Origin of the sequence: Thalassospira sp. CH_XMU1448-2, from assembly GCF_037027285.1 — a bacterium.
In the GTDB taxonomy this organism is placed as follows: domain Bacteria; phylum Pseudomonadota; class Alphaproteobacteria; order Rhodospirillales; family Thalassospiraceae; genus Thalassospira; species Thalassospira profundimaris_C.
Genome location: NZ_JAYMEA010000006.1, coordinates 129,125 through 152,562, shown reverse-complemented (window position 1 = coordinate 152,562; position 23,438 = coordinate 129,125). Strand labels below are relative to the sequence as shown.

General features: G+C 55.0%; 24 protein-coding genes. 12 read left to right on the top strand and 12 right to left on the bottom strand.

Features of this window, described 5'->3' with window-relative positions:
- The first annotated feature begins 212 nt into the window (after window positions 1-212).
- On the top strand, window positions 213-2,033 hold the full coding sequence (locus WA318_RS18700; protein WP_336083581.1) for a DEAD/DEAH box helicase: 1,821 nt from the start codon (window positions 213-215) through the stop codon (window positions 2,031-2,033).
- 78 nt (window positions 2,034-2,111) lie between these two features.
- Window positions 2,112-2,321, top strand: a complete 210-nt coding sequence (locus WA318_RS18695) for a cold-shock protein (RefSeq protein WP_008892034.1) — start codon at window positions 2,112-2,114, stop codon at window positions 2,319-2,321.
- 103 nt (window positions 2,322-2,424) lie between these two features.
- Here WA318_RS18695 and WA318_RS18690 read toward each other — a convergent pair whose 3' ends face one another.
- Entirely contained in the window at window positions 2,425-3,102 is a 678-nt protein-coding gene (locus WA318_RS18690) for a FadR/GntR family transcriptional regulator (RefSeq protein WP_114099229.1), read from the bottom strand.
- Window positions 3,103-3,312: 210 nt separating this feature from the next.
- On the opposite strand from WA318_RS18690, the gene WA318_RS18685 reads away from it, so the two are divergent.
- Genes WA318_RS18685 through WA318_RS18660 form a run of 6 tightly spaced genes read left to right on the top strand, consistent with a single transcriptional unit; the run spans window position 3,313 to window position 8,070 of the window.
- Window positions 3,313-4,095 (top strand): transporter substrate-binding domain-containing protein, encoded by a 783-nt coding sequence (locus tag WA318_RS18685; RefSeq protein WP_114099230.1) that lies wholly within the window; start codon window positions 3,313-3,315, stop codon window positions 4,093-4,095.
- Between the two features lie 51 nt (window positions 4,096-4,146).
- Window positions 4,147-4,818, top strand: a complete 672-nt coding sequence (locus tag WA318_RS18680; RefSeq protein WP_114099231.1) for an amino acid ABC transporter permease — start codon at window positions 4,147-4,149, stop codon at window positions 4,816-4,818.
- Entirely contained in the window at window positions 4,811-5,464 is a 654-nt protein-coding gene (locus WA318_RS18675) for an amino acid ABC transporter permease (protein WP_114099232.1), read from the top strand. The genes WA318_RS18680 and WA318_RS18675 overlap by 8 nt, the downstream gene beginning before the upstream one ends.
- A complete protein-coding gene (locus tag WA318_RS18670) occupies window positions 5,451-6,179 on the top strand; it encodes an amino acid ABC transporter ATP-binding protein (protein ID WP_114099233.1) in 729 nt (242 codons plus the stop codon). Before WA318_RS18675 ends, WA318_RS18670 begins: the two co-directional genes overlap by 14 nt.
- Window positions 6,180-6,226: 47 nt before the next feature.
- Complete coding sequence (locus tag WA318_RS18665) at window positions 6,227-7,555, top strand: MFS transporter (protein ID WP_336083575.1); 1,329 nt, start codon at window positions 6,227-6,229, stop codon at window positions 7,553-7,555.
- Between the two features lie 41 nt (window positions 7,556-7,596).
- Window positions 7,597-8,070: a YaiI/YqxD family protein gene (locus WA318_RS18660; protein WP_336083573.1), complete on the top strand. Its 474-nt coding sequence runs from the start codon at window positions 7,597-7,599 to the stop codon at window positions 8,068-8,070.
- A gap of 174 nt (window positions 8,071-8,244) precedes the next feature.
- Here WA318_RS18660 and WA318_RS18655 read toward each other — a convergent pair whose 3' ends face one another.
- The 6 genes from WA318_RS18655 to WA318_RS18630 form a co-directional block, all read right to left on the bottom strand.
- Window positions 8,245-9,702, bottom strand: a complete 1,458-nt coding sequence (locus WA318_RS18655; RefSeq protein WP_336083571.1) for an aldehyde dehydrogenase — start codon at window positions 9,700-9,702, stop codon at window positions 8,245-8,247.
- Window positions 9,703-9,754: 52 nt separating this feature from the next.
- Entirely contained in the window at window positions 9,755-10,471 is a 717-nt protein-coding gene (locus tag WA318_RS18650) for an ABC transporter ATP-binding protein (protein ID WP_114099236.1), read from the bottom strand.
- Entirely contained in the window at window positions 10,464-11,198 is a 735-nt protein-coding gene (locus WA318_RS18645) for an ABC transporter ATP-binding protein (protein ID WP_336083569.1), read from the bottom strand. The genes WA318_RS18650 and WA318_RS18645 overlap by 8 nt, the downstream gene beginning before the upstream one ends.
- Window positions 11,195-12,175: a branched-chain amino acid ABC transporter permease gene (locus WA318_RS18640; RefSeq protein ID WP_336083567.1), complete on the bottom strand. Its 981-nt coding sequence runs from the start codon at window positions 12,173-12,175 to the stop codon at window positions 11,195-11,197. Before WA318_RS18640 ends, WA318_RS18645 begins: the two co-directional genes overlap by 4 nt.
- Window positions 12,172-13,044 (bottom strand): branched-chain amino acid ABC transporter permease, encoded by an 873-nt coding sequence (locus WA318_RS18635; protein ID WP_114099239.1) that lies wholly within the window; start codon window positions 13,042-13,044, stop codon window positions 12,172-12,174. Before WA318_RS18635 ends, WA318_RS18640 begins: the two co-directional genes overlap by 4 nt.
- Before the next feature lie 109 nt (window positions 13,045-13,153).
- Window positions 13,154-14,371: an amino acid ABC transporter substrate-binding protein gene (locus WA318_RS18630; RefSeq protein ID WP_336083565.1), complete on the bottom strand. Its 1,218-nt coding sequence runs from the start codon at window positions 14,369-14,371 to the stop codon at window positions 13,154-13,156.
- A gap of 316 nt (window positions 14,372-14,687) precedes the next feature.
- On the opposite strand from WA318_RS18630, the gene WA318_RS18625 reads away from it, so the two are divergent.
- Both WA318_RS18625 and WA318_RS18620 read left to right on the top strand, forming a co-directional pair.
- Window positions 14,688-15,662, top strand: coding sequence for a helix-turn-helix domain-containing protein (locus tag WA318_RS18625; protein ID WP_336083563.1), 975 nt, complete (start codon window positions 14,688-14,690; stop codon window positions 15,660-15,662).
- 166 nt (window positions 15,663-15,828) lie between these two features.
- Window positions 15,829-16,671: a DUF3750 domain-containing protein gene (locus WA318_RS18620; protein ID WP_336083561.1), complete on the top strand. Its 843-nt coding sequence runs from the start codon at window positions 15,829-15,831 to the stop codon at window positions 16,669-16,671.
- 12 nt (window positions 16,672-16,683) lie between these two features.
- On the opposite strand, the gene WA318_RS18615 is transcribed toward WA318_RS18620, so the two are convergent.
- From WA318_RS18615 to WA318_RS18600, 4 genes are all read right to left on the bottom strand, one after another.
- Window positions 16,684-17,199, bottom strand: a complete 516-nt coding sequence (locus tag WA318_RS18615) for a TspO/MBR family protein (RefSeq protein ID WP_336083559.1) — start codon at window positions 17,197-17,199, stop codon at window positions 16,684-16,686.
- Window positions 17,200-17,220: 21 nt separating this feature from the next.
- Window positions 17,221-18,372, bottom strand: a complete 1,152-nt coding sequence (locus WA318_RS18610) for an alpha/beta hydrolase (protein ID WP_336083557.1) — start codon at window positions 18,370-18,372, stop codon at window positions 17,221-17,223.
- A gap of 219 nt (window positions 18,373-18,591) precedes the next feature.
- A complete protein-coding gene (gene zigA, locus WA318_RS18605) occupies window positions 18,592-19,803 on the bottom strand; it encodes a zinc metallochaperone GTPase ZigA (protein WP_336083555.1) in 1,212 nt (403 codons plus the stop codon).
- Between the two features lie 122 nt (window positions 19,804-19,925).
- On the bottom strand, window positions 19,926-20,627 hold the full coding sequence (locus WA318_RS18600; RefSeq protein ID WP_336083553.1) for a glutathione binding-like protein: 702 nt from the start codon (window positions 20,625-20,627) through the stop codon (window positions 19,926-19,928).
- 155 nt (window positions 20,628-20,782) lie between these two features.
- Here WA318_RS18600 and WA318_RS18595 point away from each other — a divergent pair, with 155 nt between their 5' ends.
- The gene (locus tag WA318_RS18595) at window positions 20,783-21,475 is read left to right on the top strand and encodes a glutathione S-transferase family protein (protein ID WP_336083551.1); all 693 of its coding nucleotides are present in this window, start codon (window positions 20,783-20,785) and stop codon (window positions 21,473-21,475) included.
- Between the two features lie 183 nt (window positions 21,476-21,658).
- On the opposite strand, the gene WA318_RS18590 is transcribed toward WA318_RS18595, so the two are convergent.
- The gene (locus WA318_RS18590; protein WP_336083549.1) at window positions 21,659-22,360 is read right to left on the bottom strand and encodes a hypothetical protein; all 702 of its coding nucleotides are present in this window, start codon (window positions 22,358-22,360) and stop codon (window positions 21,659-21,661) included.
- 113 nt (window positions 22,361-22,473) lie between these two features.
- Here WA318_RS18590 and WA318_RS18585 point away from each other — a divergent pair, with 113 nt between their 5' ends.
- Complete coding sequence (locus WA318_RS18585; protein WP_336083547.1) at window positions 22,474-23,397, top strand: LysR family transcriptional regulator; 924 nt, start codon at window positions 22,474-22,476, stop codon at window positions 23,395-23,397.
- Window positions 23,398-23,438: the final 41 nt, after the last annotated feature.

The window sequence follows — 23,438 nt, the reverse complement described above, 5'->3', positions numbered from 1 at the left end:
TAAAACTCTGCGCATGGTGTCGCAGATATTTGATCGCTCCAGAAGCGTAGAGGGGATGAAAGTCCCCCACTGTTGAGTGATTGACCTAAGAACGCATTGAAGTGTCCAGCTACGCGGGTACTTCCAGAACTGCAAGGCGCAGACCTGATTACTAAATTTCACCGGGCATTGTCCCAGCTGTCTGCAGCCTCCAATTTACGAGTTACCCTTATTTGACCCAGTTTTCCGAACTCGGCTTGGCCGAGCCGGTCCTTCGCGCATTAGCGCAAGAAGGCTATGACGCGCCGACCCCTATTCAGGCGCAGTCCATTCCGTCCCTACTTCAAGGTAAGGACCTGCTTGGTATCGCTCAGACTGGTACCGGCAAGACGGCAGCTTTCGCGTTGCCGATTCTTGATCGTCTTTCCAAAACCGAAGGTCGTACACCCAAAGGTGCTTGCCGTGTGCTCGTGCTGGCCCCGACGCGCGAACTTGCTGCGCAGATCGGTGACAGTTTCCGTGCCTATGGCCGTTTCCTCAATGTCCGCGTTGCCGTGGTCGTTGGTGGTGTTGCGCATGGCCCGCAGATCAAGGCCATTACGCCCGGCGTAGAAGTGCTTGTGGCGACGCCTGGTCGTTTGCTTGACCATGTCGATAGCGGCAAGCTCAGCCTGAAACATGTTGATGTCGTCGTGCTTGATGAAGCCGACCATATGCTTGATCTTGGCTTCTTGCCGCCGATCAAGCGCATCATCAAGATGTTGCCGCGTGAGCGTCAGAACCTGTTTTTCTCGGCCACCATGCCGACCCAGATCGGTCAGCTTGCCGGTGATATGCTTTCAGATCCGGTCAAGGTTTCCGTGACCCCGGTTGCGACCACGCAGGAACGCGTTGAGCAGTCTGTTTATCTGATCGAGCGTACCCGCAAGCGTCAGCTTCTGGCAGAGCTTCTTGATAATCCGGCTTTCAAGCGTACCCTGGTCTTTACCCGCACCAAGCGCGGGGCTGATCGTGTGGCGCGTCATCTTGAAGCCAACAAAATCAGTGCTGCAGCCATTCATGGCAATAAAAGCCAGAACCAGCGTGAGCGTGCCCTGAATTCCTTCAAGGACGGTCAGATTGGTGTGCTTGTAGCAACTGATATCGCCGCACGTGGTATTGATGTTGATGGCGTGACCCATGTCGTGAACTTCGAACTCCCGAACGTGCCGGAAAGCTATGTTCACCGTATCGGCCGTACGGCCCGTGGTGGTGCAAGCGGAACCGCAATTGCGTTCTGTGATGCCGAAGAGCGCGGTTTGCTGCGCGATATCGAAAAAACCACGCGTCAGTCGATCCCTGTGATTGATCGCCGTGATGCCAAGGCTGCTGCCGAGATGGAAGCAGAATCCGAAGAAGCGCGCGAAAGCAACCGTGGCCGTCGTGGTAACGGGGGCAATGGTGGCGGTCAGTCGCGTGGAAACGGTGGTCGCGGTGCATCAGGCGGCAATGGTCGTGGTGGTCGCCCCGCCAATGGTCGTGGCGGTCGCAATGATCGTGAGGGCGCGCGCGCAGCAGCGCCGCGTCGTGATCGTGACGATGCCCAGAAATCTGCCCAGCGTCGTGATTCTGAAGGCAACAGAAATACCAATGCCGGTCCGGCCGGGGGTGCTGAAAAGGCCCCGGTAAATCCGGCACTGGAAAAATCCAAAAGCCGTTACAAGGGCGGGCTCAAGTCCAAACCTGCAAACGGTCGTGGCAACAGCGCAGAAAATGCAGCTGGCCAGAATGACGGTCGCAAGCGCCCGGTCAAACGTGTGGATTCCAATGGGAACCGTCGTGACCGTGCGCAGGGTGACAATTCAATTTCTTCCGGTCTGTCCTTTATGGGCAGCACCGAGGAACGCCGCGCGAATGGCAACGGGGGCAATGGCGCCCGGAACGCCAGACCGCAAGGCAAGCGCGGCGGTGAAAACCGCAACCGCAATCAACGTGGCCCACAGTCTGGCGGGCAGCCGGGCGGTGCAGGTCGCGCCAACTCTTCTGGAAAACAGTTGCGGCGTGAACGCGCCTGATTGTTTTCCGAACTCTTATAGGCGCACCCACGCGGGGTGTGTCGTAACGCCAATCAATACTCGATAGGAGATTTAAAGATGGCAACTGGTACCGTTAAATGGTTCAACGCAACTAAAGGTTTTGGTTTCATTCAGCCGGACGAAGGCGGAAATGACGTATTCCTGCACATCAGCGCTGTTGAACGCGCTGGCATGGGTCACCCGCAGGAAGGCGACAAAATCAACTACGAACTGCGCACCGATTCCCGTTCGGGTCGCGTTTCGGCTGATGATCTGACCGCTGCCTAATTCGGCTTGCCATTCCTTGTGATTGGCACCGTATTAACGAAGCCCCCATCTGCGCAAGCAGGTGGGGGTTTTGTTTTGGCCAGATGGCAGAATGTCCGGCAATTTACGGGCGCAAAAAGGCGATCTTGGCGCGGGTCGCGGCACTTAGAACATGGAAATGCATGGCGTCGCGCGCGCCTGACGGGTTGTGTTCGCGCACATAGCGCAAAACCTGTTCATGTTCGGCAAGCGGGGCGGCAATGGCCTTTGCATTGGCAAAGGGCAGCATCTGGTTTTCATGGATGATCTGGGCTGCGGGGTGCATGGCCCTGGCGAACATCGGATTGCCTGACGCCACAAGCAGGATTTCATGAAATTCCGTATCGGCAGTGGCCGCAGCAATCAGGTCATCCGCCGAAAGGGCAGTGCGCATATCGGCAATGCTGGCCTCGAGCGCGTTCAGGTGGTCCTTGCTGCGCATCTGGGCGGCGAGGCCCGCGACATAGGGTTCGATCGCCAGTCGGAACTGATAGACCTGCCCGGCCTGACGGTTGCGGTCCTGTCCCATCGGCGGCTGGTTCTGGCGGTCGGTGATGTATACGCCCTTGCCAGCATGAATATGGATCATCCCCAGCGCTTCGAGGGTTGCAAGGGCTTCGCGCAGGCTGGTTCGGCTGATGCCGAGCTCGGACGCAAGGCTGCGCTGGGCCGGGAGCGAGTCACCTGCTTTTAGGCCCTTGTTTTTAATCAGATTTCGAATGTCTCGCGCCGCGCGTTCCGGGGCTGTTTCGCTGCGTGCCATGAATTTCCCTGTCTCTGGTCAGACCAGTTTAACTGATTCTTATATTCAAAAAGTGCGGATTTTTAGCGGTTTGTCGTTGTTCCTTGGCTGAGATTACGCTGAGGAAAAAAATATTCATAGACAAAAGTTCAAAAAATGTGCAGCGTAAAATTCAGGTTAAAAATCGTGCATTAAAATTCAGAAAACTCTCAGACAGACGGGTAGAGGCTCATGAAACAATTCTTCAAAACGGCGATTGCGGCCGTCGCTATGCTTGCCGCACCGCTTGGTGCAGCATCGGCTGGTGCGCTTGATACCATCGCCGAGGCAGGCGTTCTCAAGGTTGCTGTTCCGCAGGACTTCCCGCCATTTGGTTCGGTCGGCACCGATATGCAGCCAAAGGGTTATGACATCGATATGGCGGCCCTGATTGCCGAGGAGCTTGGTGTGAAGCTCGAACTGGTTCCGGTGACCTCTGCCAACCGTATTCCGTATCTGACCACCGGCAAGGTTGATCTTGTGATTTCAAGTTTGGGCAAAAACCCGGACCGTGAAAAGGTGATTGATTTCAGTGCGCCTTATGCCCCGTTCTATAACGGCGTTTTCGGTCCGGCGGATTTCTCGGTCGAGAAGGCTGCGGATCTTGCGGGCATGTCGGTTGGTGTGACCCGTGGTGCGATTGAAGATCTTGAACTGACCAAGATTGCGCCGGCAGATGTCGATATCAAACGCTATGAAGACAATAACGGCACGATTTCGGCGTTTCTGTCCGGTCAGGTTGACCTGATTGCGACCGGTAACGTCACGGCAGCTGCGATCATTGAACGCAACCCGCCGCGCAAGCCGGAGCCGAAATTCCTGATCAAGAATTCGCCATGCTATGTCGGCCTGAACAAGGAAGAACCGGAATTCATGGCCAAGGTCAACGAGATCATTGCCGCGTCCATGACCGATGGCCGTCTGAATGCGATTGCCGAAAAGTGGCTTGGCATTCCGCTTCCGGAAAAGCTCTGAGCTTCCGGTTCGGAATTCGGTTGGCTAACCTGACGGGATCGTTGCAGATCAATGGCTTATAAATTCGACTTCGGCGCCATCGTGCCGCATTGGGAACTTCTGGTGGACGGGGTCATCCTGACCACGGAACTGACTGTGATCGGGGCGGTGATCGGGGTTGGACTGGGGATCATGGGGGCGTGGGCGCGTGCGTCGCGCGCCCCGGTGATCAGCCAGATTGTCGGCATCTATGTCGAGCTGATCCGAAACACGCCGTTTCTGGTTCAGCTGTTTTTCATCTTTTTCGGGCTTCCCGCCCTTGGCGTGAAGCTTTCAGAATTTCAGGCCGCAGTCCTTGCGATGATCGTCAATCTTGGGGCCTATTCGACTGAAATCGTCCGGGCGGGTATTCTGGCCATTCCGCAAGGGCAGATTGAAGCCGCCCAAAGTCTTGCGATGAACCGGGTGCAGATTTTCCGTTATGTCGTGTTGTTACCGGCACTCAAGAAAATCTGGCCAGCCCTTTCGAGTCAGATCGTGATTGTGATGCTGGGATCGTCGGTCTGTTCGCAGATTGCCGCCGAGGAGCTGACATTTGGCGCGAACTATATCCAGGCGATCAATTTCCGGGCCTTTGAAGTCTATTTCGTGGTGACGGGGTTGTATCTTGTGATGTCGATTCTGCTTCGGATGGGGTTGAAGGTTTTGGGCAACTTCCTGTTTGAACGGCGGCGTCATGTCTGAATTTACCCTGTGGGATATTGTTTATAACCTGCTGCTTGCGGCGCGCTGGACGGTGTTGCTGTCATTGACGGCATTCGTTCTGGGCGGGCTTGTCGGGTTGCTGCTTTTGATGGTTCGGACGGCGGGCAATCCGTGGGTGGTGCGACTGGTGCGCGCTTATGTCGAGCTGTTTCAGGGCACCCCGCTTTTGATGCAGCTTTTTATCGTGTTTTTTGGCTTGCCGCTGATCGGGCTTGATGTATCGCCCTGGGTTGCTGCGACACTCGGATTAACGCTGTTTACCAGCGCGTTTCTGACCGAAATCTGGCGCGGATGCGTTGAATCAGTTGGCAAGGGCCAGTGGGAAGCATCCGCCAGCCTTGGCATGAATTTCACCCAGCAGATGCGCTATATCGTGTTGCCACAGGCCTTGCGCATTGCCATTCCGCCAACGGTCGGTTTCTCGGTACAGGTCGTCAAAGGGACGGCTGTGGCGTCGATTATCGGGTTTGTCGAACTGACCAAGGCCGGGACCATGATCACCAATGCGACCTATGCGCCGTTCACGGTCTATGGCTGTGTCGCGGTGATGTATTTCCTGATTTGTTATCCGCTTTCGTTGTTTGCCCGTCATCTGGAAGGAAAGTTCCGCAATGTCGCTCGTTGAATTGCATGCCATCCATAAAAGCTTTGGCGCGCTTGAAGTCCTTAAGGGCATTGATCTTGCTATTGATGAGGGGCAGGTCATCGCCCTGATTGGCAAAAGCGGATCGGGAAAGAGCACGCTTTTGCGCACGATCAACGGGCTTGAGGTAATTGATGACGGCGTCATCATGGTAGATGGCAAGAAGATCAGTGAACGCGACACAGACCTTTTGGCGCTTCGGCTTCAGGTCGGCATGGTGTTTCAGCAGTTCAATCTGTTCCCGCATTACACCGCCCTTGAAAATGTGATGTTGTCCCCGCAGGTCGTTAAAAAGCAGTCAAAGGCCGAGGCCAGGGCCATTGCCGAGGAAATGCTGACCAAGGTCGGGCTTGCCGACAAGATGATGCATTACCCCGATCAGCTTTCCGGCGGGCAGCAACAGCGCGTGGCGATTGCGCGTGCGCTTGCCATGAAGCCCAAGGTTCTTTTGTGTGACGAGGTGACATCGGCCCTTGATCCGGAACTGGTCAATGAAGTGCTGGCGGTTGTCCGCCAATTGGCCGAAGAAGGTATGACCCTTGTCATGGTGACCCATGAGATGCGGTTCGCACGGGAAGTCTGTGACAAGCTGGTCTTTATGCATCAGGGACGCATTCATGAAACCGGCGACCCCGAAGAAGTCTTTTCCAATCCCAAAACACCCGAACTTTCGAGCTTTGTCGGCGGGCTGGCCTGATCAGGGAAATTGCATTCCTGTGATGGTTTTGTGACATCTTTGGCGCAATGAGCAGAAAGATTTCGCTGTTTTTGGTTGAATCGCTAGAACGGTCCTTTGATATCGCCACCGATGACAAGGACGTGACTGTGATGCGCGACGGGATCGCAAACCCAGAAGACAATGGAGACAAGCCGGTGATGAGCGCAATGCTTGCCCGGCTGGATCGTTATCCTTTTCTGGTGTTGGGATTGTTGCTGATCGGGGCGTTTTCCACCAGCTGTGTCGCCCCACTGACCGGGCTTTATGTGGTTGAGGGGCTTGGCGAGCCGCCCTGGAAAACCAGCCTTGTCGCCATTGTTCAGGTCTGTGTGACCCTGTTGACCAATCGGGCCTATGGGCGGGCGATTGATCGCGGTGTGCCGGTCAGGTTTCTGGTGATGCCCAGCATCATCTGTTTTGCCATCGGGATGGTGATGCTGGGCACGTTTCAGGTTTACTGGGTGTATCTGGCGATTGTGTCGGTGTTGCTTGGCATCGGGGCTGGTGTGCTGTCGGTAATGTATTCGTTTGGTCGGCTGTTTGCCGAACAGACCGGGCGCAATATCGCAAAGTTTAACGGTCTTTTGCGGATCCAGACGTCGCTGGGCTGGATGGTCGGGCCTGCTGTGTCGCTGACGGTTTTCGGGGCTTATGGCTTTACGGTGACCTATTACGCGATTGCCGCAATCGCGGTGATCTGGTTTGCGATCTGTCTTTTGGTGGTACCGGCAAGTTTCAAGACGCATCATCCCGGAAGCCGTGATCCCAATGTCAAAATACCGTTCAATCCGGGGCTTTTGATTGCCTGTATTCCGGTGTTTTTCATTGGTGCTGCCAATGTTGTCTTTATCTCGGCCATGCCGCTTTATTTCTCGACCGAGCTTGATTTGTCGCCATCCGCAGCCGGGTTTGAATTCACCGTGAAATGCCTTGTTGAGGTGGTGGTGATTTATTTCTGTGCGTCGCTGATCCGCAAGGTGGGGGAGCGCAGGGGAATGCAGATTGCTGCAGTGCTGGGAGTTGTCTTTTTTGCTGCAATCTACAATGCGACCAGTCTGGCCGATGTGCTGGTTTTGGCCGCACTTGACGGCCTTTATTACGGGATATTTGCCGGGATCAGTATGACATTTGTTCAGAACTTCGCCCCGGAACAGCCCGGCGTTGCCACCAGCTACTATATGAGTTCGCTGTTTGTCGGCGGACTGGTCGGCAATCTGATGACCGGGTTTGTTGCCAGTGCCTTTGATTTTCAGACGACAACGCTTTTTGCCTGTGGCTTTGCCGCGATCGGGTGTCTGGTTCTGTCGGTGATGAGAGATGCCAGCCATTCCGAAAAGGCAAAGGCAGCATCATGAAGATGGCTTGACTTTCATCGCGTCCCGGCGATGATCGCGCCATGTCAGAACAAAGCCAAAATACACGCCCGCGTTTGTTTGTGGATGCCGATGCCTGTCCGGTAAAGGCGGAGTGCGAACGTGTGGCTGAACGTCACCGGATCGAGATGATCCTGGTGTCAAACGGTGGCATACGCCCGTCGCGCAATCCGTTGATCAAAATCGTGATTGTCCCGCCCGAGCCCGATGCTGCTGATGACTGGATCGCCGAAAATGCACGCGCGCGCGATGTGATCGTCACCAATGATATTCCGTTGGCGTCACGCGGGCTTGAGATCGGGGCGCGGGTTCTTAAGGCCAATGGTCAGGAATTCACCGAAGCCAATATCGGCAATGCACTGGCCGGGCGCGAAATAGCCGCCCATATGCGCGAAGTCACCGGCGAGCAGGGGCGTAATGCCTCCTTTACCCAGAAAGACCGGTCGAAATTTTCAAGCGCGCTTGAAGTTCTGGTGCAGGCGGTGCTGCGCGGCTGAGCTGCTGCCATATTACACCATCATCCCGAAATAAAAGCAGGCCGCCGAACATGTGTCCGGCGGCCTGCACACAGGTCCTGATTTGTCAGGGAACGCACGACAAATCAGGCTTCCCCCCTGCGTAACTCGAAATCAACCGGGCAGCTTGCGACCCGGTTGATCGTGCCTGGCGGCTTAGAACGGGTAGTGACGTTTGCCGCTCTGGATGGTGATCCAGCGCATTTCGGTGAATTCGTCGATCGACGCCTGGGAACCGAAACGGCCATAACCCGATGATTTCACACCGCCAAACGGCATCTGTGCTTCGTCCTGAACGGTCGGGCTGTTGATGTGGCAGATGCCGCTTTCGATGCGCTTGGCGACTTCCATCGCACGCGGGATGTTGGTCGAGAAGACCGCAGACGACAGGCCATATTCGCTGTCATTGGCGATGCGAACGGCTTCGTCTTCGTTACCTGCACGAATGACGACACAGATCGGGCCAAAGCTTTCCTCGGAATAGATCTTCATCGCCGGGGTAACATGGTCAAGAAGGGTTGCGTCCATCAGAACGCCGTCCTTGGCCTTGCCTGTCCCCGCAACCAGTTTTGCACCCTTGGAAACGGCGTCTTCGACCAGTTCCTCGATGCGGTTGATTGCTTCAATGCTTACAACGCCACCAAGAATGTGCTCGGCCTTGGCCGGGTCACCTGCGGTCAGCGTTTTGGCCTTGGCGGCCAGTTTGGCCACAAATTCATCGGCAACGGCATTGTCAACGATCAGACGTTCGGTCGACATGCAAATCTGGCCCTGGTTCATATAGGCACCAAAGGCTGCACCATTGACGGCTTCTTCAAGGTCGGCATCGTCAAGAACGAGGAACGGAGCCTTGCCACCCAGTTCCAGAAGAACCGGTTTAAGATGCTCTGCACCCAGTTTCGCAATGATGCGACCAACACGGGTTGAGCCGGTGAAGTTGATGCGACGAACTGCCGGGTGGGCAATCAGGGCTTCAACGATTTCCGGAGCATCTTCGGGCGCGTTGGTGACAACGTTGACGACACCTTCGGGTGCACCTGCCTCGACAAGGCATTCCCCGATCAGGCGATGCAGGGCCGGGCAAAGTTCGGACGCCTTGAGAACGACGGTGTTGCCACATGCAAGCGGCATGGCAATCGCGCGCGTGCCCAGAATGACCGGTGCGTTCCACGGTGCAATGCCCAGAACAACCCCAACCGGCTGACGGACACCCATCGCCATCAGGCCCGGATGATCAGACGGAATGATGTCGCCGGTGATCTGGGTGGTCATGGCACCGGCTTCGCGGAGCATGTTGGCGGCGAGATGGGCGTTAAAACCACCCCACATGCGCGTGCTTCCGGTTTCATCAAGAACAAGCTGACCGAACTGGTCACCCTTGGATTCCATGATGTCGGCAGCCTTCAGCAGGATCTTGCGGCGTGCGCCCGGGCCCATCTTGGACCATTCCGGGAAAGCGGCAGCGGCGGCATCGGCAGCCTTGCGAGCATCGGCGGCGTTGGCGGCAGCGGCAATGGTTGCAGTTTCGCCGGTGACAGGGTTTTTGCGCTCAAACGTGCGGTTGTTTGAGGCGCTTACATCCTGATTTCCGATCAAAAGTTTTGCATTATTCATGGCGTTTCTCCTGACTTTCTCAATATCTGCTGTGAGGTGGCGAAAGACTGCTTTACGCAGCCCCAAGGCCGAGAAATGCTTTTTGCACAGCAGGGTCGGACTGCAGAGCCCGGGCGGTGTCCTGCCCGGTGATGGCTCCATTTTCAATCAGATATCCCCGATCTGATATGGCGAGGGACTGGTGCGCATTCTGTTCGACCAGAAGAACACCAACCCCGGTTGTACGAATGGCGGCAAGCGCCTTGAACAAATCTCCGGTCATAATGGGGGAAAGACCAAGGGATGGCTCATCAAGTAACAAGATATCGGGGTTCGACATCAGCGCACGGCCAATGGCGACCATTTGCTGTTCGCCGCCGCTCATGGTGCGGGCGGCCTGACCCAGACGTTCGGCCAGTTTGGGGAACAGGCCGATCACCCGATCAAGGTTTTGCTTTTCCGATGCACGGGCGCGCTTGGCAAAGGCACCCAGTTCAAGATTTTCACGCACCGTGAGTTCACCGAAAATACCGCGACCTTCGGGGACGAGAGCCAATCCGGCCTCGACGATTTTATGGGCGGAAAGATCGGTAAGTTCGGCACCTGAAAGATTGATGCTGGTATCGTCATGGGCGGTAACCAGACCAGCGCAGGCCTTGAGCAGGCTGCTTTTACCCGCGCCATTGGCGCCGAGCATCACAACAATCTCGCCGCGATCAACGGTCAGCGATACGTCGCGCAGGGCTGCGTGCTTGCCATAGGATACAGACAGGTTTTTGATATCAAGCATGGCTGTCTCCGAGATAGGCGCGAATGACTTCAGGATCGGAAAGGACTTCGTCAGGCGTGCCATCAGCAATCTTGGTTCCGGCATTCATGACGACGCACCGGTCACACAGACTGCGAATGGCATCCATCACATGTTCAACCATGATGATGGTAAGCCCTTCGTCCTTGAGTTGTCGAACAAGGGAAATGCCATCCTGAAGTTCGGACGGGTTCAGGCCCGCAAGCCATTCATCAAGCAAAAGCAGCTTGGGCTGAAGGGCAAGGGCGCGCCCGAGTTCCAGACGTTTCTGATCGATATAGGTCAGATCACCCGCAGGCGTATGAGCCTGTTTGGCAAGACCGATCCGGTCAAGAAGTTCGAGTGCGGCCGCATGGGCAGCATCGCCCCAAAGCGGCTTGGTGCGATAGGCAAGACCCGCTTCGATGTTTTCGATGCAATCAAGATCAGGCAGGACGCGGACGAGCTGGAAGGTGCGTGCAATGCCAGAATGGCTGATCTTGTGTGCGGGCAGGTTCGTGATGTCCTTGCCACTGATCACGACCTTGCCTTCATTGGCCTGAAGCGCGCCAGAGATCAGGTTCATCACCGTGGTCTTGCCCGATCCGTTCGGGCCGAGCAGACCAACAATTTCACCCGCATGGACATCAAACTGCATCTGGTTGACGGCAATCAGTCCGCCAAAGGCCTTGTGCAGCCCGGAAATCGACAGAAGAACTTCTGTGGTCATGCTGTTTTCTCCTCTGACTTCTGGGTGGTTTCGGGGCTGGATGAAAGAGTGCGCTTTTTGGGCGCACGGTATTTTTCATACAGACCAACCACACCACCGGGCAGAAGATAGACAATCACCATGAACACGCAGCCAAGCAGGATGCTGAAATGGTTCGGGAAGCTTGCCGTCAGGACTTCAAACAAAAGGGTCAGTGGAATGACGCCCAGAAGCGGACCCAGCAAGCGACGCGGACCGCCCAGAAGTGCCATGATGACAACCTGGAAAGACAGCATCGGGTTAAAGGCAATCACCGGATCAATATAGGTCCAGCGCGGCGCGATGATTGCGCCGGTCAGTGTCATGAATAGGGCAGACAGAACAAACAGGGCCACTTTGACGCGGGTAACGTCAATGCCGCAATGTTTGGCGACGGTTTCGTCTTCGCCAATGATGCGCAGAGCAAAGCCAAGGCGCGACCGGCCCAGAACAAAACCGGTCAGAAGCAAGACGGCAAACAGCGCAAGCAACTGCCAGTAAATGTCATTCTGGGTGATATCAAGGAAGACATAACGGCCCATTTCGCGGGTAACGTTGACTTCGTACCAGCTGACCACCTGACGGACCAGTTCGGTCAGGCCGAAAGTGAAGATCACGAAATAGACACCCGCCAGCCGCAAGGTCGAAAAACCAACCAGAAGGGCAACAACCGTTCCGGCAAGACCGGCACAGACAAGCACCAGCGGGAAGGCCATGATTTCGCCAAGTACGGCCACGGTATAGGCGCCGATGCCAAAGAATACGACAGTGGCAAGCGAGATATAGCGCGTCGGGCCAGAAAACATCGACCATGCGGTCGCAAGCACGGCAAAGCTGACAACACTGATGGCCAAGGACATATAATAGCTGTCGGCGAAGCTTGGCAGGAAGGCCAGAGCGGCAAAGATCACGGCACCGATGGCAACCGGTTTGATGAAATCGGGTTTCAGGATGCTCATGATGTCGCCCTCCCGAACAGGCCGGACGGTTTGACCAGCAAGACCAGCAGGAAGATCACATAGGTTACCGCAATGGTCAGGCCCGGATCGATATAGGTTGCAACCAGACTTTCAGCGACGCCAAGGATCAGGCCCGCAACCAGTGCTCCGAGAAGGTTGCCCACCCCGCCCATGATCACGACGATCAGGGCCTTCATGGTAAAGACAACCCCCATCGAGGTCGAAAAGGTCAGGAACATGCTGACCAGAACACCACCGACGGCTGCAACAGCACCGCCAAGAGCAAAGGCAAAGCAGGATGCAAAATTGACATCAATGGCAACAAGGCGGGCCGATGTCGGATCAACAGCGACGGCACGCAGTGCCGTACCAATACGCGTACGGGTCAGGATCAGATAGAAGCCAAGGCCAATGACAACCGCAAAGCCAAGGGCAACAAGACGGTTGGCCGCGATGACGGCACCAAAGACGTCAACGGCATTATTCATAAAGTCATAGCTGTAATAATTGCCGCCAAACCAGACAAGGAGCACACCCTGAACGATGAACAGCAGGCCGAATGTTGCCAGAATGCTGTCAACTTCAAGCATTCCGCGGTTTTTGGCGCGGGCGACCAGCGGAGTCAGCAAAATGCGATAAATGGCCCAGTTCAGCACAAAGCTCAGCGGGATAATGATCAAAAGACCAAGGATGGGGTTAATCCCGAAAGAGGTCATGAAAACAAAGGCAATAAAGGACGCGACAATGACCAGCTCGCCATAGGCGAGGTTCATGATGCGCGATACACCGTATTGCAGGGTCAGACCCATGGCGACGAGAGCATACATGCCGCCAAGAGTAATCCCGGAAAAGATTGCGTAGCTTAACATTCACTTTTTCCCAGAAAGGGCATTTCTTCCCAAAGGGCAAGGATAGGGTGCCGGGGATTCTGTGCCGTTGTGCGTGCACGGAACCCCCGGTCGTCCTTACAGGTCGCGATCAGTTCGCGGCCTTCCATGCGGGTTTCGGGAAGACAAGTTCATGTGCGCCTTCCATGCTGGTCGGGGCGACACCGACAAATTTGCCGTTCTGCCACTGACCGACCTGCCAGAAATTCTGGTCGCCGGGCTTGTAGGTGCCAAGGATGGTATCAAAGCCGCCTTTGGCGAGTTCGGCGCTCACAGCTTCGCGGTCGGTGGAACCGGCGCGCTCGATTGCCTGATGCAGGGACTGAAGCGATGCCCAGTTGACGATGGACGCCCAACGGTCCGGTTCGCGACCGGCAAACGCAATGTGGCGTTTGATGTAATCGGCGATTTTCGGATCATTCTCGCTCGCGCCACCGAGGCTGACGACGCCTTCGGCATCGGCGCCAAAGCGATCTTTATAAAGCGGGAAGGCAGTACCAACGCCGGCATAGAAGACTTTGGGGTTAAAGCCGAGAACGCGGGATTGTTCGGTCAGGCCAAGGGTGCCCGGCGGGTAGGAGAAAGCCACAAAGGTGTCGGCACCAAGGGATTTGATGTCATTGACGATGGTTGCAAGATCCTGGGAACCCAGCGGATAGGTCTTGTCATAGACCAGATCGAAATCGCGATCTTCTAGGGCTGCGCGGCCCGCTTTGGAAAGTTCGATGCCAAAGCCGTCAGCAACGGCGATCATTGCGACCTTGTCATTGATCTTGCCTGCGTCTTTCAGGCCTTTGAGGAACTCGGCCATTTCAACAGCATATTGTTCACCCGTGCCCAGCAGCCAGTAGGAGTTTTTCCAGCGTTTTGCCAGTTGCGGTGCCTTGTCCGTGACAGCGGTACCCGCCAGATGAGCGTAGCCCGCGCGATCAAGGATCGGCGCAACGGCAAGATTGATACCCGTGCCCCACGGCGAAAGAATGAAATCAACCTTGTCCTGGTTGATCAGGCGTTCAACCGCCCGAACAGCTTCTTCGGAGCTGGAGCGATCATCATACTCAACGACTTCGATCGGCAGTTGTTTGTCGCCAACCTTCAGGCCACCGGCATCGTTGACTTCCTTGACCCACATTTCGTAGTTGGGAATGGTGCTTGTGGCAGCACCCGGTGCGCCCGGGCCGGTTTTTGAAACCGCGTAACCAATGCGGTAGGTTTCCTGTGCGTTTGCACCAAACAGCGTCGCGGAGCTCATCAGTGCGGTGGTTGCCGCAGCAATGGTCGCGAAGCGCAGTTTTGCTGAAATTTCCATGCTTTTCCTCCTGATCTCTATGCAGAGACGGTTTTCCCGTTTGCGCGTTATTTCAGGAGTTTAGGCAAAGAGATTCTATTATTTACTTTGGGTTTCAAAGTAAATCTCCGGCGTATCCTCCCGCCCATTAGTTCGCAAATGCAAAATAACGGGAACGCATTTTTTATCTGTATTGTTATTTTTGCGGTTCCATTGACCGTCACTCTAGTAAGCGATGGAATTGTTCCAATGTAAAGATGACGAAATTGACATTTTAAGACGAAAAATTGTACTTTTATACGTATAACGATTTGGAATAGATGGAGCATAAAAAGGCATGCCTGCGTATTCCACGCGCTATATCCCGGTTTCAAGTCCGGCCCGGTTAACAGATAATCCGTTTGAAGATCTGTTGCCGGTAACTGCCCAGGCGATGATTGACCGGTTTGACCATCCATTATCCTCGCAGAGCTGGGCGATGAACGATCCGGGGCGGCGCGACCGGTGCTATGCGGTGCTTATGCTTTCGGGGCATGCGCAAATCGGATTGCGGCAGGGGGTAATTGAGTGCAAGGCACCGGCACTTGTGTGGTTGCCACTTGGTGAAACGCAACGTTTTACGGTTACGGCGGGCAGCGAAGGGTATCTGTTGTCTGTTGCCGACGATCTTGTCGCGCGTCATTGCGGCGATGGGGGTATAGCTGGTGGCAGTCCGGCGAGCGGTGGGCTGCCGCTCAGACTTGCGGCTGATACAGTACATAATGTCAGCCCGTCAGAAGGCAGCGAGAACCTGTCGCTTTTAGCCCGAAGCTTTGAAGCGATCCGGGCCGAGCTTATGCAAAATGCCCTTGGTGCCAGTCTTGTGGTCGGTGCGCATTTGCAGATTATTCTGACGATGGTCTTGCGACTGGCCGAGAGCGTCATGGAGCAGCGCGACAAACATCGACCGGGCTCTATCACGTTCCAGCGGTTTTTGCAGATATTGGAGCTGCATTTTCGCGAACACTGGAATGTTGCCGATTACGCAACGGCTCTTGGGGTGAGCGAGCGTCGCCTTGGATCTGCGGTATTGCGGGCGACGGGCAAGCCGCCCCTGACCGTGATCCATGAACGTGTTCTTCGCGAAGCCTGTATGCGACTGGAACAAAGTCCGCTTGGGGTCGCGCAGATTGCCTATGGTCTGGGGTTCCGTGATCCGGCCTATTTCAGCCGGTTTTTCAAACGCTATATGGGTGAGGCACCGGGTGGATACCGGCGGCTGCGCCGCGCAGCCGAGCGCGTCCGCGATGATACCTTTGCCGCATGGCCATAGGTGAAATTGCAGGAAATCTCGGAAAATGGCAGGAAATGTCGCGAAAATGTATCAGCGTCTCACAGCTTGTTGATTGTGATGCTGTGTTGCATTGCCTTTTTTTGATCTTACTTCTCCGCTTTGATCGTAATGTTACTGCAACGCAAAATCAGAACGGATTGAAAACTTGGGTAAAGGCAAAACTCTGTTTCTTGGACTTATGGCGGTTCTTGTCCTGCCATTTGGCATCAGTCTTGCGGAAGATCCGCCAAGTCAGAAGAAAAAAGACAGCTATACCTGGCGCACAGCGCCGCGCCATTCATCCGGGGTTGCTCCGGATGCTGCGGCACACGCCAATCAGGCGATTGTCATGGTGATGGCCGCCGACACGTTTGGCTGGCGGGGGTATTTTGCCGTTCATCCGTGGATTATCTACAAGCGTGCCGGTGAAACCAGCTATACCCGCTATGACGTGGTTGGCTGGGGCGGTGGCAGTGTGGTGCGCAAGAATTACGCGATCCCTGACGGGTTATGGTTCGGTTCCAAACCAGAGATCCTTGCCGACAAGCGAGGCGAAGTTGCAGAAGCCCTGATTGATCAGGTTGAGGCCGCGGTGGCGAGTTATCCGTACCCGCGTGAATATCGCAGCTATCCCGGCCCGAACAGCAATACCTTTATCGCCCATATCGGTCGCGAAGTGCCGGGGCTTCAACTTGATATGCCTGCCAATGCGATTGGCAAGGATTACCGGGCACTCACCAATCCGGTCGGCATGTCGCCCACCGGGCAGGGAGTTCAGGCAAATCTTTTGGGGGTTCTCGGGTTCTCTGTGGGGCTTGAAGAAGGGATCGAGCTTAATCTTCTGGGGCTTAATTTCGGGATCGACTTCAATCGCCCGGCCCTGCGTTTGCCATCCATCGGGCGGCTTGGCATGGATGATGTCGATCAGGACGTTGCGAATGTGAATGACGTTAATGACGGTTCGACGACCGAAACGGGAATGGATGTCCGCGCAGAACCAAGCGGCTAGTGTTTCTTCGTTCTAGCTGTTCAAGTGCCAGATCGCACCGTTAAGCAAGGTTGCAAAGCCCACCCACAGCACATAGGGCACAAGAAGCATCCCGGCAAGCCGGTCAATTTTCATGAACATCGCGCAATTGATGATGATCAGGACCAGCAGGATCAGAATATCGATCAGGCCCAAAAATGGCGACTGTGCGCCGAAAAACAGGAACGACCATGCAAGATTAAGGGTGAGCTGCGTGGCATACAGGGTGAAAGGCACCTTGGCATTGGCAATGCCGCGTTTGAGCCAGACCCGCCAGCCGCTCAGGGCGATCAGGAAATAGATAACAGTCCAGACCGGACCAAACAGCCAGTTTGGTGGATTGAATGCAGGTTTCTGCAAGGTCGCGTACCAGTCATTGACACTGGTTGCGGTTACCGCCCCGCCAAATGCCGATATGATCAGGCACAACACCATGAAGGCAATCAGCGCAAAAACGCGGGTGCGATGATTGGGGCGCGGGTTCATCGTTTCCTGTTCGCTGCTGGTCATGGTGCTGACTGGTCCTTTGGCTTAGTTGGTGACATCGTCGATTGTGCCGATCAACGCGTCGAAATAGGGATTCCAGGTCAGGCGGCCATGATATTTGCCGGGCTCTGTATAACCCCAACTGCTGCGCCAGATCTTTGACAGGTCTTCGGGCAGGGGGATGTTTTCCTGACCATTTTCAACAAAGATAAAACTGCCCTTCACACCATAATACGGATTGCTTGGCGCAAACAGCACACTCAGATGCGAAAATGTACTGATCTGCTGATCGGGCAGCTTGCTGTTAAGGGTTTCAACCCTTTTGTCACGGGTCGGTGCAGGCGTGTCATCATACCAGACAAAACGCGATTTGGGATGGGTGAAGCGTTTCTCAAATGCGCGAAGTGTCTCGATCGGGGCCAGCACACTGTCATCGGCACTCATCGCCAGAACCACCGGACGATCAAACGGCTTTGCAGCCAGATGTTCCTGCGCATCCAGAACGCTTCGGTAATAAAGCTCTGATGCCCTTGATGAAAGCGACTGGTAATTGATGGCATTGACTTCAGAGTCAACGTCGATCCAGTCCCAAAGATACTTGATGACAGGGGTCAGGAAAAGGAAGCCGTTATCGGGATAAATGCCCGGTGAAAACAGCAACAAGCCGGCAATTTCGGAATGTTCTGCGGCATAACTGGTCACAAGATTGCCGCCGGTGGAAAACCCGCCAAGCCAGACTTCATCGACCTGGCCTTCGAGCAGGGCAACCTGATGGGCAACGGCCTCTGTCCAGTCCGCATAGTCCGGAATGCCCAGATCTGCCGGACGGGTTCCGTGGCCGGGTAACAGCATGGAGCGCGCCAGCCATCCGTTCTTTGCCATCCGGGTGGCAATGTCGTGGAAGTACCATGGGCTTGCCCCCAAACCATGCACAAACAGAACGCCGCGCTTTGGTGTTCTGTCGTCCGGTGACGTCGGGCCTTTTTCAAACGGAATGTTGCGCGCCAGTTCGGTGTCACGGTCCTGCGTGATAAAGACGCGATGTTCGGCGACCCAGTCACGGGTTTGGGTAACATATTCGTCGAAACTGTCCTGTTTGTAGGGCGGGATGTCGGGGGATTGCTGATAAAGCTCGTTATCGGGGGGAAAGGCACAGGATGCGATGGCGGCGGCCGGAATTACGACAGCAAGGAGCATGCGTGTCTTCCGGGTGATCCGGTGCAGGTAATCTTTCAATATGGGCGAACCGGCTTTGTGTCGACGCATGCCATCTCCGTTGCGTTGTTGGTCGTCCTGCAGTGGCGACATTATCTTCGCGCAAATGGTTGAAAAATCTAGGCCGAATTTGGTCCAGACGGATTACTTCTTTGGGCTTGTTTCGATGTGATCGGGTCAAAAGCCTTTGACAGATGGGGTTCAGTTCCGCGACCAGCGCGGGAACGGATCGGGCAGGTTGGCATAGTGTGCCGCATCAAAGGATGATGTCAGGGCATCGTCGTTATCATCGACAAGGCATTCCGACAGACGTTGGCGCAGGGCGGCTTCGTTCATGTTCTGACCGATAAAGACGATTTCCTGACGACGGTCGGCAAAGACCGGATCCCATTTTGAAAAGACAAGATCGCGCCATGCCGGATTGTCCGGCCATTGATCACGTGGCACCGCGCACCACCATGTGCCAAGGGCTTCGGTCTTGACCGCGGCTCCGGCCTGACTGATTTCACCGACCCAGTCAGGGCGGGTCGCCAGCCAGAAATGACCCTTGGCCCGCAGGACGCCGGGCCATTCGCTGTTGATAAAGGCGTGAAAACGTTCAGGGTGAAAGGGCAGAGAGGTGCGGAAGGTAAAGCTTTTGATCCCGTATTCCTCGGTCTCCGGGATGTGGTCGGCAAAGCCATAGAGTTCCTTGGCCCACAGCGGATGGTTTTGCGCCCGTTCGAAATCAAAACGTCCGGTATTCAGGATGCGTTCGGGGGTGACGATGCCTTGTGTGGTCTCGATGATTTCGGCATCGGCATTCAGTGCCTTGATGATCCCCAGCACGGATTTGCGTTCTTCGTCATTGATAAGATCAAGCTTGTTCAAAACGATGACGTCGGAAAATTCGATCTGATCAACCAAAAGATCGACGATGGACCGGTCATCTCCGTCACCAAGGCTTTCGCCGCGATCCGACAGCAGTTCGGTAGAGCTGTAATCGGCGATCATGCGCGCACCATCGACCACCGTGACCATGGTATCAAGTTTGGCAATGTCGCCAAGCGACTGACCATTTTCATCGCGGAAATCAAAGGTGGCAGCAACCGGAAGGGGTTCGGAAATGCCAGTTGATTCGATCAGCAAATAGTCAAAACGCCCCTGTTCGGCGAGACGGCGGACTTCGGCCAGCAAGTCATCGCGCAATGTGCAGCAAATGCAGCCATTGGTCATTTCGACCAGCTTTTCATCGGTCTGGGAAAGCTCGGACCCGCCGTTGCGGATCAGGTCGGCATCAATATTAACCTCGGACATATCATTGACGATGACCGCAACCCGCAAGCCACGGCGGTTATTAAGAACATGATTGAGGAGGGTGGTTTTGCCCGCGCCAAGAAAGCCGGACAGAACAGTTACGGGAAGGCGTTTCATCAGGGGACCTATAAATGTTATGTTATAACGTAACATTTAATTGGATCGGAAAGGCGGGGCAACAAAAAAAACAAGCCCGGCGATCCGGCCGGGCTTGTCGGGATGGATTGAGCAACGCGTGATCAGGCGTTTTGGGTCGATTTTGCGGTTTGACCAAACAGGACTTTTTTGTCCTCGTCGCTCATGATGGGTTCGCGCATGCCTTCACCAACCTTATAGGCTGCAATCGTGGCCGGACGGGCTTCGATGGCCTTGAACCAGCGTTTCAGGTTCGGGAATTCATTCAGATCCTGTTGTTGTTTTTCATGGCTGACAACCCATGGATAGGACGCCATATCGGCAATGCTGTAGTCATCACCAGCGATGAATTTACGCCCTTCAAGACGTTTGTTGAGCACGCCATAGAGGCGGTTGGTTTCATTGACATAGCGCGTGATGGCATAGGGGATTTTTTCCGGCGCATAGGTGCCGAAATGGTGGTTCTGACCGGCCATCGGACCAAGGCCGCCCATCTGCCAGAACAGCCATTCCATCACGGTCTTGCGGCCGCGGACGTCAGTCGGAAGGAACTTGCCGGTTTTCTCGGCCAGATATTGCAAGATTGCACCGGATTCAAACACCGTGATCGCCTCGCCACCGTCGGCCGGGTCACGGTCAATGATTGCCGGCATGCGATTATTGGGCGAAAAGGCCAGGAATTCCGGTTTGAACTGATCGCCTGCACCGATATTGATCGGGAAAATCTTGTAATCCAGCCCGGCCTCTTCGAGGAACAGGGTGATCTTGTGACCGTTCGGGGTTGGCCAGTAATAAAGTTCAATCATCTGATTGGGGCTCCTTGAGCATATTTTCTGGTGACAGCTTCAATAATCCAAGCTTGCCAACTGAGACATTATGGGTCAATTTAAAACGAACGTTCCAAAATACAATGTCGGGTCACAGTTTCGTGTGAATGTGATGACCCGCAAGGAGACTTTTGATGATCCGCTTCTATTTTCACCCGACCCCGAACCCGCAGAAAATCTCGATGATGCTGGAAGCAACCGGGCTCGCATACGAGGTGCTGCCGGTTGATACCCGCAAGGGTCAGCAACATGATCCGGATTTTCGTGCGATCAATCCCAATGGCAAGGTTCCGGCAATTGTCGATACCGAAGGGGCCGGTGGCAAGGAAGTTCGTGTTTTCGATTCAAACGCGATCTTGCTGTATCTGGCGGAAAAATCGGGCAAGTTTCTGGGCAAGCCGGAAAATCGCGGTGAATTGCTGTCCTGGTTGATGTTCATCGCCACGGGCATCGGTCCGTTTTCAGGCCAGGCCGTTCATTTCCAGTATGTCGCGCCCGAAGGCAGCGACTATGGCGTGAACCGTTACCGCAACGAGATCGCCCGCCATTATCAGGTGCTTGAAGATCATATGAAAGGCCGCGACTTCATCGTCGGTGACGAAATGACGATTGTCGATATTTCGGCCTGGGGCTGGATCGACAAGGCGCCTTATGTTCACAAGAACCCTGATGTGATGGAAAACTATCCGAACCTGAAACGCTGGTTTGATGCGATGAACAGTCATCCAGCAGCGATTGCCGCACGCACTGTCGGCAAGGATCACACCTTCAAGACTGAAATGGATGAAGACGCCAAACGCGCCATGTTCCCGTCAAACTACGTTTAACGGGTACGGCGCACTCATCGGGGAGTTTGGCGATATTGCACGCGCGCCCTGATCGCGCGACCGGCTGACCGGGGGGAGACAACCGGTCCTGCAAATGCCAAATTCCCCGACTGAGACTGTTGTCTGTCAGAAGAGAAATGCCGGGTCGTTGCCCGGCATTTTTGTTTGCTCGTGTCTTGTTTTTCAGACGGAAAGGGTGTCTGCGATGGCAGCCATCAGTTGATCAAATGCCTCTTTGGGCATTCCGGCCTGCATGGCGCCTAGCATCTCGTCGCGTTCCTGCCAGTTCTGGGCGCTGACGATTGCGCGCATGAAGCGGACCATCATGTCGGGTGCAATTCCTGCGACGATCTGACCTTCAAACTGCTGAAGGTCTTCATCAGAATAAAGTTCGTGCAGATGGCGCTGAAGAACGGTTTCCTCGCCTTCCATATGGGCAAGATCAGCCGCAACGAAGTTGCAGAATGTCTTGTATAAAATCTTGCCAAGCCTTTGGCGTTCAGGCCCGGTTGCCGTCTGCAAGCTGTCAAGGATCAGTGTCATCGCGTCAAAGGCAACCTGATGAGCGTCATGTTCCTCATCTGCCTGCATGCTGGCACCGGGAAGCTTTGCCTCGAGTGCCTTGTGGATGACCTCGTCTTCGTGACGCAGATGATCGGCGCACATTTCCATGTGACGGCGCAGTTCCGAACTCATGCGCAGGGATTCAACATTGCTTGACCATTCTGTGGTGCCAAGGGCAGTCATGATCTGGCAATGCATGAAGCGGATGCCTTTGTGAACGCTGTAATAAAGGTCATGTCGTGTTGGGGGCAAAGGAGCTGCTTGTGCCTGGGGCTGCACCAGTGGCTTTGGTTTGGTCGGGGTTTCCTGTGTGATGGTCATGGCTGTCTGACGTCCTGAATATGTTGGTTAGCAAGTCAGGCGTGCTTGTGCCACAGCGCACGCTTGTGATAATTATCAGATATTCGGAATGATTATCTGGAAATATCAGATAAATGGATCGTTTGCGGGCAATGCAGGTCTTTGTACGGGTTGTTGAACGCAACAGCTTTGTGCGTGCGGCTGAGGAACTTGGATATTCCCACGGCATGGCCAGTTCGATTGTCAAAGACCTTGAACGCCATCTCGGGGTGGAGCTTTTGCGCAGAACCACCCGGCGGTTATCCCTGACCGAAGACGGTCAACGGTATTTTGACTCAGCGCGCGGCATTCTGGGCGATATTGCCGAACTTGAAGATGACGTTGGTTCGTCTGAAAAGCGTGCGCGTGGCACATTGCGTGTGCAGATACCCGTTGGCCTGTCGCGCATGGTGGTGGCCCCGGCACTTCCGGGTTTTATCGAACCGTTCCCCGAACTTGGCTTGCAGCTTTTATCGCGTAACGGCTTTCCGGATTTTGTTGGTGATAATATTGATGCGGCAGTTTTTATTGGTGAACCGCCTGAACAGAACATCATCGCCCGGCCGCTTGGACGCATTCCGTTTATCACCAGCGCATCTCCGGACTACCTGAAAAAATACGGTGTGCCACAAACGCCTGACGAACTGATCGATCATGAATGTATCGGGATTATTTCAAGCGGAACGGGAAATAATCTGGATTGGCGGTTCGAGGAACAGGGGATTGCGCGTCATATTGCCACCCGCGGGCGACTGGCATTTGAAAGCAGCGAGGCCGCCGTCGCCGCAGCAGTAGCAGGGGGCGGTGTGTTGCAGATGATTGCATTTCTGGTTGCCGAGGATATCGCAGCCGGGCGATTGAAGCCGGTTCTAGACGATTGGCTTTATCCGGGGGCGATGATCAGTCTGATTTATCCCAAACAGGCCCGGATGCCCAGAAAGGTCCGCGTGTTCGAGACATTCCTGCGCGAGACAATGCGCCGTTATAGCCGGTTGTGGCAGGCAGGCACCAAACAATAGCTGGTGATGTGCCGTTTCCGAACATGCATTCTGGATCAAAC